Source organism: Streptomyces sp. NPDC031274, from assembly GCF_055570235.1.
Window position 1 is genome coordinate 499,765 of the sequence record NZ_JBVIHP010000003.1, and the last position, 12,411, is coordinate 512,175.

Annotated in this window: 11 protein-coding genes; 4 read left to right on the forward strand and 7 right to left on the reverse strand. The window is 69.1% G+C overall.

Going from position 1 to position 12,411, the window contains the following annotated elements:
* Window positions 1-5: 5 nt before the first annotated feature.
* Entirely contained in the window at window positions 6-584 is a 579-nt protein-coding gene (locus tag ACZ5CR_RS07745; protein WP_468854838.1) for a MerR family transcriptional regulator, read from the forward strand.
* A 191-nt stretch (window positions 585-775) separates the two neighbouring features.
* On the forward strand, window positions 776-1,717 hold the full coding sequence (locus ACZ5CR_RS07750; RefSeq protein ID WP_468854840.1) for an aldo/keto reductase: 942 nt from the start codon (window positions 776-778) through the stop codon (window positions 1,715-1,717).
* A gap of 209 nt (window positions 1,718-1,926) precedes the next feature.
* Here the strand turns inward: ACZ5CR_RS07750 and ACZ5CR_RS07755 are convergent, their stop codons facing one another.
* The 7 genes from ACZ5CR_RS07755 to ACZ5CR_RS07785 form a co-directional block, all read right to left on the reverse strand.
* On the reverse strand, window positions 1,927-3,168 hold the full coding sequence (locus ACZ5CR_RS07755; RefSeq protein ID WP_468854612.1) for an acyltransferase family protein: 1,242 nt from the start codon (window positions 3,166-3,168) through the stop codon (window positions 1,927-1,929).
* Window positions 3,165-4,415, reverse strand: coding sequence for an alpha/beta hydrolase (locus tag ACZ5CR_RS07760; RefSeq protein WP_468854615.1), 1,251 nt, complete (start codon window positions 4,413-4,415; stop codon window positions 3,165-3,167). The genes ACZ5CR_RS07755 and ACZ5CR_RS07760 overlap by 4 nt, the downstream gene beginning before the upstream one ends.
* A gap of 239 nt (window positions 4,416-4,654) precedes the next feature.
* Entirely contained in the window at window positions 4,655-5,326 is a 672-nt protein-coding gene (locus tag ACZ5CR_RS07765; RefSeq protein ID WP_389914204.1) for a response regulator, read from the reverse strand.
* Window positions 5,323-6,687 (reverse strand): sensor histidine kinase, encoded by a 1,365-nt coding sequence (locus ACZ5CR_RS07770; RefSeq protein WP_468854616.1) that lies wholly within the window; start codon window positions 6,685-6,687, stop codon window positions 5,323-5,325. Before ACZ5CR_RS07770 ends, ACZ5CR_RS07765 begins: the two co-directional genes overlap by 4 nt.
* 134 nt (window positions 6,688-6,821) lie before the next feature.
* Window positions 6,822-7,694, reverse strand: coding sequence for a DUF4429 domain-containing protein (locus tag ACZ5CR_RS07775; RefSeq protein WP_468854619.1), 873 nt, complete (start codon window positions 7,692-7,694; stop codon window positions 6,822-6,824).
* 75 nt (window positions 7,695-7,769) lie between these two features.
* On the reverse strand, window positions 7,770-8,981 hold the full coding sequence (locus ACZ5CR_RS07780) for an alpha/beta hydrolase (RefSeq protein WP_468854621.1): 1,212 nt from the start codon (window positions 8,979-8,981) through the stop codon (window positions 7,770-7,772).
* 244 nt (window positions 8,982-9,225) lie between these two features.
* Window positions 9,226-9,843 carry a TetR family transcriptional regulator gene (locus tag ACZ5CR_RS07785; RefSeq protein ID WP_468854843.1) on the reverse strand — a complete coding sequence of 206 codons (618 nt, stop codon included), beginning with the start codon at window positions 9,841-9,843 and terminating at the stop codon, window positions 9,226-9,228.
* A 203-nt stretch (window positions 9,844-10,046) separates the two neighbouring features.
* Between ACZ5CR_RS07785 and ACZ5CR_RS07790 the strand changes: the two genes are divergently transcribed.
* Together ACZ5CR_RS07790 and ACZ5CR_RS07795 are read left to right on the forward strand one after the other, a co-directional pair.
* Complete coding sequence (locus ACZ5CR_RS07790; RefSeq protein ID WP_468854623.1) at window positions 10,047-11,657, forward strand: MFS transporter; 1,611 nt, start codon at window positions 10,047-10,049, stop codon at window positions 11,655-11,657.
* A gap of 231 nt (window positions 11,658-11,888) precedes the next feature.
* Window positions 11,889-12,317 carry a peptidase inhibitor family I36 protein gene (locus ACZ5CR_RS07795; protein WP_468854845.1) on the forward strand — a complete coding sequence of 143 codons (429 nt, stop codon included), beginning with the start codon at window positions 11,889-11,891 and terminating at the stop codon, window positions 12,315-12,317.
* Window positions 12,318-12,411 lie beyond the last annotated feature (94 nt).

The window sequence follows — 12,411 nt, forward strand, 5'->3', positions numbered from 1 at the left end:
CGGTGATGGAGACCGAGACCACCCGCACACTGCGCCCCACGCAGAGCGTGACCGAAGCGACCCCCGGTACCGCCGAGAGCACCCCCGGTACCGCCGAGAGCACCCCCGGTACCGCCGAGAGCACCGACGGTGTCGGCGCCGACGGCGTCGCGACCAAGGCGGACACCTGCGCCTCGGCACCCACCACGCACCCCCGCCCGAACGGCAGCGACCACTACACGATCAGTGAAGTCGTCGCCTTCATCGGCCTGACCGCGCACACCCTGCGCTGGTACGAGCGCATAGGCCTGATGCCGCACATCGACCGCTCCCACACGGGCCAGCGCCGCTACCGCAACCGCGATCTGGACTGGCTCACCTTCGTCGGCAAGCTCCGCCTGACCGGCATGCCGGTCGCGGACATGGTCCGCTACGCCGAGCTGGTGCGCGAGGGCGACCACACCTTCACCGAGCGCCACGAACTCCTCGAGCAGACCCGCCGCGACGTCCGCACCCGCATCACGGAGCTCCAGGACACGCTCGCCGTACTCGACTACAAGATCAACTTTTACGCTGACGCCCGCCCGGCGTCGGAGAGGCTCTGACACTGATGACCGCAGAGACGCCCGATACGCCAGCGAACTCCGATACGCCAGCGAACTCCGATACGGCTGCGACGACGGGGACGGCCGGGGCGGCCGGGACGACCGGCGGCGCGGGCAAGACTCCCGACCCGATCGCGAAGGTACGGCTCGGGACAAGTGGCCCCGAAGTCGGCGTCCAGGGACTCGGCTGCATGGGCATGAGCTTCGCCTACGGCCCCACCGACGCACAGGAGGCCCGAGCCACCCTGGAACGCGCCCTCGAACTGGGCGTCACCCTCTACGACACCGCCGACGCCTACGCCTCCGGTGAGAACGAGAAGTTCCTCTCTCCCTTCTTCAAGGCACACCGCGACGAGGTGGCCATCGCAACCAAGTTCGCCCTGGCCATCGACCCGAACGACTCGACCAAGCGGATCATCAACAACGACCCCGCGTACATCCGCGCCTGCGTCGACGCCAGCCTCCAGCGCCTCGGCGTGGACGCCATCGACCTGTACTACATGCACCGCCGCGACCCGCGGGTGCCGATCGAGGAGACGGTCGGTGCGATGGCCGAGCTGGTCGCCGCGGGCAAGGTCAAGCACCTGGGACTCAGCGAGGTCACAGGCTCCGAACTCCGCGCTGCCCACGCCGTCCATCCCATCGCCGCCCTCCAGTCGGAGTGGTCGCTCTTCAGCCGTGACATCGAGCAGGGCGTGGTCCCCGTCGCCGCCGAACTCGGCGTCGCCCTCGTCCCCTACTCCCCGCTCGGCCGCGGCTTCCTCACCGGCTCCTTCGTCAGCGCCGAGAAGGAACTCGGCGAGGGCGACTTCCGCCGTCAGCAGCCCCGCTTCACGGGCGACAACGCCGCCACCAACGCGGCCCTCCTCGAACCCGTCCGCACCGTCGCCGCCACCCACGGCGCGAGCCTCGGCCAGGTCGCCCTCGCCTGGGTCCAGCAGCAGGCCCAGGCCCACGGCCTTGCCGTCGTCCCGATCCCCGGCACCCGCAAGCGCACCCGCGTCGAGGAGAACACCGGGGCCACCCGCCTCGAACTCACCTCCTCCGAACTCGCCCTGCTGAACCCCATCGCCGCCCAGGTCGCAGGCGACCGCTACGCCGACATGACCTCGACCTCGGCGGGCCGCGAGTAGCGAACAGCCGGCTGCTCCACCGGGTGGGACCCGTGCCGCAACGGCTCCCACCCGGCGGGGCTCCCACCCGGCGGGGCTCCCACCCGGCGGGGCTCCCACCCGGCGGGGCTCCTGCCCTGCAGGTTCCGTGCAGGTCCCGTGCATGGCCCTGTTGTGCACGCGAGCCCTGCTGTGCACGCGGGCCCTGCTCTTCACGTCAACCCCGCTGCTCACGCCAACCCCAGCGCGAAGACCGCGAACCCGGCCGCCAGGAGCCCGGCGAGTGCTCGTCGCGCATGCGTGGACCGTTCCCAAGGCGCCTCGAAGCCGCGGGCATAGCGGCCTATGAGGAGCAGGAGCGCTCCGAAGACCGGAAGCCAGGCGACCCGGGCCGCTATCCAGCCCCAGGTGTCCGGACCCGCCGTCAACCCGGGCACCGTGCCGCCGAGGAACGAGCCGGGCACGGCCGCCGTGAGCATCGCCGTCTGGTGCCAGCACAGGATCGTCATCGCCGACAGGTTGATCACGACGACCGGCGCCCACAGGGCGGGCCTGCGCAGCAGCTTGCCGATGCGCTCCCGCAACAGGATCGCCGCACCGCTCTGCGCGGCGGCCAGCGCCAGGACCAGCAGTGACGGGGGATGTGAATTCGTCCGGGCCTCGCCCGGGACGCCGACCATCGACGCCGGATAGTGGAAGACGAGCAGCAGCGCGGCGAAGAGGGCTGTCCCTCCGACGAGCAGCAGCCACGCACCGCGCCTGTCCAGCTTCTTCTCGCCCCAGCTGACGCCCAGTTGGTAGGCGAACATCCAGCCGGGCAGCAGATTCAGCAGGCTCAGCCAGGACGGCATGGCGTCCCCGAAAGGGCCGTAGCGCAGGAAGTCGACGACGGCGACCGAGCCGAGCAGCGGCGCCGCGGCCCAGGCACCGAAGCCCTCGGCTGCTCTTATGCACCATGGGGTGAGCGCCGTGATGACCGCATAGATCCCGACGAACCACAGCGGCTGTATCACCAGCGTGGCCCCCGTGCGCAGAGTCGTGCCCGGCACTCCCGTCACATACAGCACCGGGAGCAGAGCGGCCCAGACAGCCGTCACCCCCAGGACCGGGCGGCCCAGGCGCGCCACCCGACCGCGAAGCCAGCGTCCCGTCGACTCTCCTCGCGTCGCCGCCCGGCGATACGACAGGACGGAGGCATAGCCGCCGACCAGGAAGAAGATCCCGAGCATCTGCAGCACCCAGCTGAGCGGCGCGAAGAACCCGAACGAAGCCAAGGGGCTGGCATTGTGCAGCGCGCCGCCCGCATCGAGCGTGAATCCGCCGAGCAGCCAGTGCCCGGTCGGCACGGCGAGCAGGGCGAGCGCGCGCAGCCCGTCTATGGCCCGGTCACGATGTGCGGGCGTCTTGGCGTCGATCGCCGACGCGGTCTTGCGCAGCTTCTCGTGCAAGGTGGTCGCTGGGGTGAGGATCATGGCCGCTCTCCGATGGGGCGGGCGCCGACGTCAGATGCGCTTCTGGCGGTGGCGGTGCCGGTGCCGGTGGCGACACTGGTGGCGATGTCCGGTGTGCTGGGGACGGTGGTCTGTTCAGCGATGTCGGCGAAGGCACGGAGGGAATCCGTCCCCGGCGCGAAGTAGCCGGTGTGGCCCTCGGCTCGCTCCGCGGGAACACGCCGGGCGCCGAATCCCGGGTCGGCCGGGTCCTCGCCGTGACCGAGGCCGAACAGCTGGACGTTCGGCACGTCACCGATCCAGTCGCTGTCGTCCTTGGCAGCCCAGACACGGGCGGAGGTGTGCAGATCGGCCACGCTGTCCGCACGCATACCGGGGGAGCCGAGCACCACCAGGTCGGATGCCGTCAGCTGTGGAGCCGCCAGGCCGCACACCACCGAGCCATAGCTGTGGCAGAACACGGCGGGGCGTGGGATACCGGACGCCGACAGACCCTGCACGAACCGCGCGAGCCGGGGAGCGCCTGCCTCCGCGAGACGTCCTGTCGCGGCGTCGGGGCCGAGGCCGACCGGAGTGGTGTACCCGACCCAGGCCACCACGGCCGTGTCGCTGCCCGCCGCGGTGTGCAGAGAGCGTGCCATCTCGGCCGGTGTGCCGTACTCGTCCTTCGAGCGGTCGAAGGTGCTCAGATCGATGTCGGAGCCCGGCACGACAACCGATACATGCTTGGCGCTCGACAAGTCTCCATAGACCTGTGCGACTTGGCCTCTGCCACGCGGGTCGAAAGCGAGTATCTGGCGCCCAGGGCTGAGGAGTTCTTCGTAACGCGCGACCAGGGATCGGGCTTGATCGTGGTCCTGCGAGGTGAGGCCCGGGTCGCTCTCTCGGGCCTGCTCGCGGGCGCGTTGGGCTTTCAGGGAGAGGGAGTTGGCCTCGTACCGCAGAGAGGTCGGGGCGCCGTCGAGATTGCCGACGACCGAGGGGTGCCGCGTCGCCAGCCTGTGCTGCTGCTCCTCGCTCAACGAGTCGAAGAACGCGGCGACTCGGGCGGGGGTCGTGGTCGCCGGATCCGGCAGCCGAACTCCCCACGTATGGTCCGCGCGCCATGCTTGTGTACCCGGCGGGGGGCCTGTGACCGGCCGCTGCTCATTGCCGACGGCCCAGCCGGTCGTGCCGGCCGCGATCGTCGTCGTGAGTGCGGCGGCGATCAGCGTCCGCCTGCCGCGGGTCTTCCAGCTCCCGCGGGCTTTCCAAGAACGAAGGCGCATGGCCCGTCTCCCTCCCCGTCTCGTGGCACGCTCTGGCGTGACGAGAGGAAAGTAGGGAGACGGTGCCCGGCAGCACCTCACACTGGGGAGCCAACTCGCGGGTGATACCGGGGTAGTGGAACTCATACCGCGGTATGAGAGTGGGGGCTTTATTGCTCCCGGGCGGATCAGGCCTCAGTCGCTGCTCCCCGGGCGGATCGGGACCGATTCGCTGTTCCCCGGGCGTGATCAGGCCCGACTCATTGCTCCCCGGGCGTGATCAGGCCCGACTCGTAGGCGAAGATCACGGCTTGTGCGCGGTCCCGCAGGTCCAGCTTGGAGAGGACCTTGCCGATATGGGTCTTCACCGTCTGCTCGGCGAGTACCAGGTGTTCGGCGATCTCCTGGTTGGACAGGCCGCGCGCGATCAGCGCCAATACCTCGGTCTCACGTGGTGTCAGGCCGTTCAGCCGCAGCGACTGGTCATTGCGCGGCCGCTGCTTGACGAAGTCCGTGATCAGACGACGGGTCACCGACGGAGCGAGCAGCGCCTCGCCCCCGGCCACCACGCGTACCGCCGAGATCAGATCGGCGGGCGGGGCGTCCTTGAGGAGAAAGCCCGAGGCTCCGGCACGCAGCGCCTCGTACACATAATCGTCCACGTCGAAGGTGGTGAGCATAAGGACCTTCGGCACGTGCACCACGCCGGGCGGCGGGTCCAACAGGGCGCGGGCGGCGGCGAGTCCGTCCATCTCCGGCATCCGGACGTCCATCAGAACGACATCGGGGTGGTTCTTGCGGCTGACGTCCACGCCCTCCTTGCCGTTCGGCGCCTCGCCCACGACGTCGATGTCGCTCTGGGCCGCGAGGAGTGCGGCGAAGCCGGCCCGCACCATGTTCTGGTCATCGACGATGATCACGCGGATGGTCATGCGGTGCCGGAGTCCTTCGTGAGGAGGGGGAGTTGGGCCGCCACACGGAAGCCGCCGTCGGGCAGCGGCCCGGTGTCGACCGTGCCGCCGACCAACCGTACGCGTTCGCGCATGCCGACGAGTCCGTGACCTGTGCCGCTGTGCTCCAACGAGTCGGGTGTTTCGGTGGGCGGGCCGTTGACGACGAGGATCAGCAGATGTTCCTCGTCCAGGGTCACGGTGATGGTGGTGCGCGCGCCCGGCGCGTGCCGCATGACGTTCGACAGGGCTTCCTGGACGATGCGGTACGCGGACAGGTCGACGGCCGGTGTGACGTCGGCCAGGTGTGTGAGCACCGACAGTTCGGGACGTGACAGATCGATGGGCAGGCCGGCGCGCACCGTCGCCTCCACCAGATGCGGCAGCCTGCTGAGCCCGGGCTGTGGAGCACGCTCGCCCGGTGTGTCCTCGCTGCGCAGCACCGCGAGCAGCCGTCGCATCTCGGTGAGGGATTCACGGGCGCTGGCCGCGATGCTGCCGAACTCCTCACGCGCGGCGTCAGGAAGACCGTCGAGACGGTAGGGCGCGGAGTCGGCCTGCACCGTGATCACCGACATGTGGTGGGCGACGACGTCGTGCAACTCCCGGGCGATGCGAGCCCGTTCCTCGAGGAGGGTGCGCTGGGAGCGCTCGGCCTCGCTGATGGTCTCCTGCTCGACGAGTCTGCGCTGCGCGTCGCCACGCTCGCGCAGCAGCGCGCCGAGCAGCAGCGCGACACCGCTCAGCACGATCAGCAGCACGCCGGTGTCCTGGCTGCCTTCGTCGCGGAACGCGCCGAGGACGAGGCTCACGACAACGGTGACCAGCCAGATGCCCAGAAGGGTGCGGCGGCTCTCGCGCAGGGACAGCAGCAGGCACACGACCACGTAACTCACGATGATCATGACCGTCCAAGGGGCCGGACGGCCGTCGCCCGTGGACAGCGTCACGATCGCCCCGAGAACATTCGCGACGATCATGATGCACCAGGCCGCCAACGGGCGGCTGATCGCCAGCAGCAGCGGTGCGGCCTGCGCCACGCCCAAGGCGCCCGCCAGACCGCCGCTCACCCCGTAGTCGTTCGTCAGTACCTGGGTGGTGACCGGGATGAGTGCCGCGACGAAGCCCAGCGCGATGATCAAGGGCATCAGCCGCATCCAGCGCCTGGGAGCCCGGGCGAGAAGCGGCTCGGTCCGCCCGGCGGGCTTAGCGAAGAAGGCTGCTGCCCTGCCGAGCCCTTCACGGACGCCCGTGGACGCACGCTGCAGGGTGACCCCTCGACCGTCCGGCTCGGAGGCCGGTGGGCGGGGATCTTGGTCAGGTGGTCTCGGCGTGCTGCTCATGGCCTGATCAGAGTAGGCATGAAGTCACAGCTCTCCCACCCGCCGAGGCACAGCTCCCGCCCCGCTGGGACGTGGCTCCCGCCCCGCGGGGACGCAGCTCCCACCCCACCGGAAGCAGCTTGCGCCCCGCCGGGTCACAGCTCCGCCAGGAGCTCAGCCTTCTTCGTGGTGAATTCCTCGTCCGTGAGCAGACCGCCTTGGTGCAGCTCGCCGAGGTGCCGGATGCGTTCCGCGATGTCCGCGGGGTCGCGACGCGTCACCGGGGCGGCACTGGGGACCGTACCGGGCGTCAGTGCCGGGCCCACCGCCCGTACCGCGGCGAGGACCGACGCCGCGAAGGGCAGCGACTCGTGCACCGGGCCGTACCCGAGACCGAAGACGACCGCCGCCGGGTCCTGATCCGCCTGTGCGGGCTGGGCGACCGGGGTCTCACGGCGCAGCAGCCGCAGATGGCCCTCGAAGACCTCGGGAGAGCGCCACTCGACGCCGCTCAGGTCCGTGACCGGGAAACTCTGGTCGCCGGCTTTCCACTTCGCGGACGAAGCCCCCGTCCAGAACCACCGGAAGGCCACCGACTTGCCGTCGAAGGACGCCTTCCCGTCGTACGCCTTGAACTGCAGCGGAGTCTCCGGCGGGGCCACCAGGTAGCGGTCAGGAGGCACGCCGTCGTCCTGGGTGAGCTGTGCCCGCAGCTCGTCCGCGTAATACTCGGCGAGCGTCTCCCGCTCGGCGGGCAGAACGAGTCGATACGGGTCGCAGCCGTCCTTGAGCTGGCCCCCGGCCGCCTCCATCAGCGGATCCGCGCCCGGTCTCGGCACGGCGTGCAGGACGACCGTTCCGCGCTTGCCGGGAGTAAGGGTCACCGCTGCGATCGCCTCGTGGGGGATGCGGCGTTCACCGAGCGCCTGAAGGAGCTTCGGCGTGCGGATCCCCCGTTCGAAGCGGATGAGCACGGCGTCGGACTCGAACTCCCAGGCGGCGTGAAATCCGGCCAGTACATCACCCATGCGGCTCATCGTAGGCGGCACGCGCGCCCCCGTCCCTCCTGCGGCGTGCCGCTGTTTCGTCGATTTCTACGCGCGTCAGGCCACTGTCGTGCCGGAAAATTCCTTCCGACAGGCGTCATCCCCGCTAGCGCACCGCACCGAACGGTACGCACCAGTGCCGATGTCGGCGAAGTTGCTGAGGCTCTCCGTACCCGGCTCGAAATAGCCGGTGTGGCCGATCGCGCCCCGCGCGGAGAGCACGCGCGCGCCGAAGTCCCGAGAGATGGGATCGGCACCGTGGCCGAGCCCGCCGACCTCCATGTTTGGCACATCCTGGATCCAGTCGTCGCCGTCCCTGGTGGCCCAGATCCGGGCACCTGTGCCCAGCTGTGCCGCCGTGTCCGCCCGCATGCCGGGACTGCCCGCGACCGCGATGTCGGAAACGCGGGAGGGCAGCTGTCGTGCGGCCACCCCACACACCACCGAGCCGTAGCTGTGGCAGTACAGCGCGACGGGTGAGTGCCCCGGCAGCGCGCGCACCAAAGAGTTGAGCCGGATCGCACCTTCGTCCGCGCGCATGGACGTCGCGGCGTCCACACCGAGGCCGATGGGCGCGGTGTAGTCGGCCCAGGCGATCACGGCGGTACGCGCGCGTGGGCTCGCCGAGTGCTCCGCGCGGTACAGAGACTTCGCCATGCCGACAGGCGCCGAGTACTTGCGGTTCGTCCGCTCGAAGGTCAGCAGGTTCGTGTCCACACCGGGCACCACGACCGACACCCGGGAGGCCTGGTCGAGGTCTCCGAAGACCTCGGCGATACGCCCCGACCCCATGGGATCGAAGGACAGGACCTGCCGGCCCGGGTGCATCATCACGCCGAAGCGCTTCATCCTGCGCTCCGCCTCTTGTTGCCCGAGAGGGGAGAGCCGGTTGTCGTGCATACGTCGGCGCTCGGTCTTGCGCGCTTCGTCCAGGGCGTAGTGGTTCGCCCGATATCGCAGCTCTACGGGGGCACCGTTCATGTTGCCGACCGCAAGGGGGTAGCGGGTGGCGAGAAGGGTGCGCTGTTTCGCGTCGAGCGAGGCGAAGAAGTGGGCGAGCCGACCGGCCGGGGCGCCGGGGTCGGGCAGGGCCCGTCCGTTGATGCGCCCGTTTTCCCAGGCGGAGACGGAGGCCGCGAGCGGTGATGCGGCGTCCTTGTGGTGGCGTACCGCAGTCCAGCCCGTGGTCGCGAGCATGACGAACACGACAGCGAGGGCGAGCAGTGCTCGCCAGGCGCTGAGTTGAGGGGAGGAGTCGAAGGAAGTCACTACGGAACACCCTAAGAGAGTCGTGATGCCCTCCGTGCACTGGGTGAGGCAGATCACGTTTCGCATGGGGTAATTGAGGCATAGCGGGCGCACTTTGGATGCATTCGTCACGCTCCGTAGGTCGCACGTGCGCGTATCGCACACGAGCGCACTCTTACTGGTGGCGCGTCAATCAGTCACTCAATGTATTGATCTGTTCGACGTGTTGACCCGCGTCGTGACCTGACGCGCGGCTTTCGCGTCGTCACTCTCTGCGCCAGTTCTCCGCCAACGCGGGCCCCAACTGGTCGAGATACGTCTCGGTGATCGCGCGGATCGACTCCACGCTGGAGTCCTCGCCTGCTCCCCACAGGCGTCCGGTCACGCGCATGACTCCATTGAAGGCGGCCACCACCACGCGCGGTCGCGGGTCCGTCTCCAGGTCGAGCCCCTCGCGCTCGGCGATCACGCGCGCGACCTCTTCTTCCATCTCTATGGAGCGGCGCAGGTGGGCGGCGAGCAGGGAAGGGGTGGACTCGATCATCTGGTAGGTCCGCATGTGGAGTTCGACCGGGACGACCTCCTCGATGGACCGGCCCATCGCGTCCCAGGCGCCGATGACCGCTCCGCGCAGAGCCACGAACGGCGCTTCGTCGGCAGGGCGTTCGCGCAGTGCCTCCACGAATCGCTGCTCCACCATCTCCTGTACGGCGAAGGCGGTCTCCTGCTTGTTGGCGAAGTACCGGAAGAACGTGCGCTGAGAGACGTCGACGGCTTCGGCGATCTCGTCGACCGTCGTCTCCTCGAACCCTTTGGTCGTGAAGAGCTCGAGCGCCGCGCGCAGGAGCTCATCACGGGTGCGCTGCTTCTTCCGCTCGCGCAGTCCGGGCCGCGAGGGCTCACCGGGGGTGTCTCCGGAGCCCTCGGCCTGTGGTTTCGCGGGGTCCGCCGCTCGCTGCCCGGTCGTCACGTCATGACCCTCTTTCCGCCGCTTTGACCAGCTCACCCTACCTGTGAGCTACGTGACAGCTACCGACTTGTGAAATGGTTTGTCAACTGTCAGCGACTGACACTAGCCTCGAACGTATGACTAGTCAGATCACCGTCGACAAGGCGGAAAAGGAGCCGGATCCGGCGCCCGCTCCGGCCCCGGCCAAGGGGCTCCGCGGCCACCCCTGGCTGACGCTCTTCTCCGTCGCGATCGGCGTGATGATGGTCGCCCTGGACGGCACCATCGTGGCGATCGCCAACCCGGCCATCGCGGCCGACCTCGGCACCACGATGGCCGGCGTCCAGTGGATCACCAACGGCTACCTCCTCGCGCTCGCCGTCGCACTGATCACCGCCGGCAAGCTCGGTGACCGGTTCGGCCACCGGCAGACCTTCCTGATAGGCGTGGCGGGCTTCGCCGTGGCCTCCGGCGCGATCGGGTTCTCCAGCAGCGTCGGTCTGGTCGTCGCCTTCCGCGTGCTCCAGGGCCTCTTCGGGGCCCTGCTGATGCCGGCCGCGCTCGGTCTGCTGCGCGCCACCTTCCCCGCCGAGAAGCTGAACATGGCGATCGGTATCTGGGGCATGGTCATCGGCGCATCGACCGCGGGTGGCCCCATCGTCGGCGGTCTGCTCGTCGAGCACGTCAGCTGGCAGTCGGTGTTCTTCATCAACGTGCCCGTCGGCGTCATCGCTCTCGCCCTCGGCCTGGTGATCCTCAAGGACCACCGGGCTAAGAACGCGCCGAAGTCCTTCGACATCCCCGGCATCGTCTTCCTGTCGGGCGGCATGTTCGCGCTGATCCTCGCCCTCATCAAGGGCTCGGAGTGGGGCTGGGGCGGGACCAGGACGCTGCTCTTCCTCGCGGGCGCCGTGGTTCTCTTCGCGCTCTTCGCCTTCTGGGAGACGAAGGTCAAGGAACCGCTCATCCCGCTGGGCATGTTCAAGTCCGTCCCGCTGTCCGCCGGTGTGGTCCTGATGGTGCTCATGGCCTTCGCCTTCATGGGAGGGCTGTTCTTCGTCACGTTCTATCTGCAGAACGTGCACGGCATGAGCCCGGTCGACAGCGGCCTGCACCTCCTGCCGCTGACGGCCATGATGATCGTGTCGTCGCCGATCGCTGGTGCCCTCATCACCAAGTTCGGCCCGCGCGTCCCGCTGGTCGGCGGCATGGTCGCCACCGCCATCGCGATGTTCGGCATGTCCACGATGACCACGGACACCGCGACGCTGCCGATGTCGCTCTGGCTCGGCATGCTCGGCCTCGGCCTCGCGCCCGTGATGGTGGGCGCCACCGAGGTCATCGTCGGCAACGCCCCGTTGGAGCTGTCCGGCGTGGCAGGCGGTCTCCAGCAGGCGGGCATGCAGGTCGGCGGCGCTCTCGGTACGGCGGTGCTCGGCGCGCTGATGGCCGCCCGGGTCGACAGCGACCTTCCCGTGAATTGGGCGGACGCCAAGCTTCCGCCTATGACGCCGGACCAGCAGGACCAGGCGTCCTCCGTCATCGAGATGGGCGGAGCCCCGGTTCCGCCGAAGGTGCCGGAGCCGATCGCCGAGGCGATCACCAAGGTCGCGCACGACACGTTCGTGTCCGGCATGGGCCTGGCCTTCACCGTCGCCGGTGGTGTCGCGGTCGTCGCGGCCCTGGTCGCCATGTTGACCAAGCGAGGCGCCAACGCCGAAGCAGGCGCCGGAGTGGGACACATCTAGTCCGACTGGTTCGACGCCTTCGGTCCGACACGTCCGGCCAGACGTGTCGGACCGAAGGCGTTTGTCGGCGCAAGCATCTGCCCGGCGATCACGCATCAGGGAAAGCCCCTCAGGGTTCAACTGGGGGGCTTTCGCCTATCTGGGTGACGCACATCCGTACCCCTTCCGACGGAGCAAGCGAGTGGGTCACAGTTCTGGCAAGTGATCGACACGACACGGGAGTTGAAGCAGATGCGCACGACCATGCCCACGACCTTCGCCGCGGCCGCACTCGCCACAGTGATCCTTACGCCCGTACAGGCCGGAGCCGCGACACCGTCCACTCGGGCCGATTTCGCGACACCGGCCAGGCACGCGGGGGTGGCCGAGCCACCCCGGCTCGCCAGGTGCGGGCCGGGGGAGCTCTGTCTATGGGAGAAGACGGAGTTCAAAGGCGCCCGGCGGACGTACGAGCTGTCCGAGATCGACATCGAGAGCTGTGTAGCGCTGCCGGAGGGGGGCAGCGCTCAAGCACTCGCCAACCGCACGGGCCGGCCGGTCACCACGTATCAATCCGCGGAATGCGCGGAGACCGGCGAGTTCGACACCTACCCAGGGGGTGGCACCTGGCTCCCCGAATCGCCCTACCGCGTACGGGCGTTCAAGGTCTGGGAGAACTGACTCCTTGTTCCGGAAGGACTGACTCCCCGCACGCGTCGCGGGAAACGCCGGAGGGCGGCGGGAACCATCGCCCCACCGCCCTCCGAACGGCCTA

Excerpts from the sequence above, each read along its gene's own strand:
- ACZ5CR_RS07745 (WP_468854838.1), top strand. The coding sequence starts at position 6 with ATGGAGACCGAGACCACCCGCACACTGCGCCCCACGCAGAGCGTGACC.
- ACZ5CR_RS07750 (WP_468854840.1), top strand. The coding sequence starts at position 776 with ATGGGCATGAGCTTCGCCTACGGCCCCACCGACGCACAGGAGGCCCGA.
- ACZ5CR_RS07755 (WP_468854612.1), bottom strand. The coding sequence starts at position 3,168 with ATGATCCTCACCCCAGCGACCACCTTGCACGAGAAGCTGCGCAAGACC.
- ACZ5CR_RS07760 (WP_468854615.1), bottom strand. The coding sequence starts at position 4,415 with ATGCGCCTTCGTTCTTGGAAAGCCCGCGGGAGCTGGAAGACCCGCGGC.
- ACZ5CR_RS07765 (WP_389914204.1), bottom strand. The coding sequence starts at position 5,326 with ATGACCATCCGCGTGATCATCGTCGATGACCAGAACATGGTGCGGGCC.
- ACZ5CR_RS07770 (WP_468854616.1), bottom strand. The coding sequence starts at position 6,687 with ATGAGCAGCACGCCGAGACCACCTGACCAAGATCCCCGCCCACCGGCC.
- ACZ5CR_RS07775 (WP_468854619.1), bottom strand. The coding sequence starts at position 7,694 with ATGGGTGATGTACTGGCCGGATTTCACGCCGCCTGGGAGTTCGAGTCC.
- ACZ5CR_RS07790 (WP_468854623.1), top strand. The coding sequence starts at position 10,047 with ATGACTAGTCAGATCACCGTCGACAAGGCGGAAAAGGAGCCGGATCCG.
- ACZ5CR_RS07795 (WP_468854845.1), top strand. The coding sequence starts at position 11,889 with ATGCGCACGACCATGCCCACGACCTTCGCCGCGGCCGCACTCGCCACA.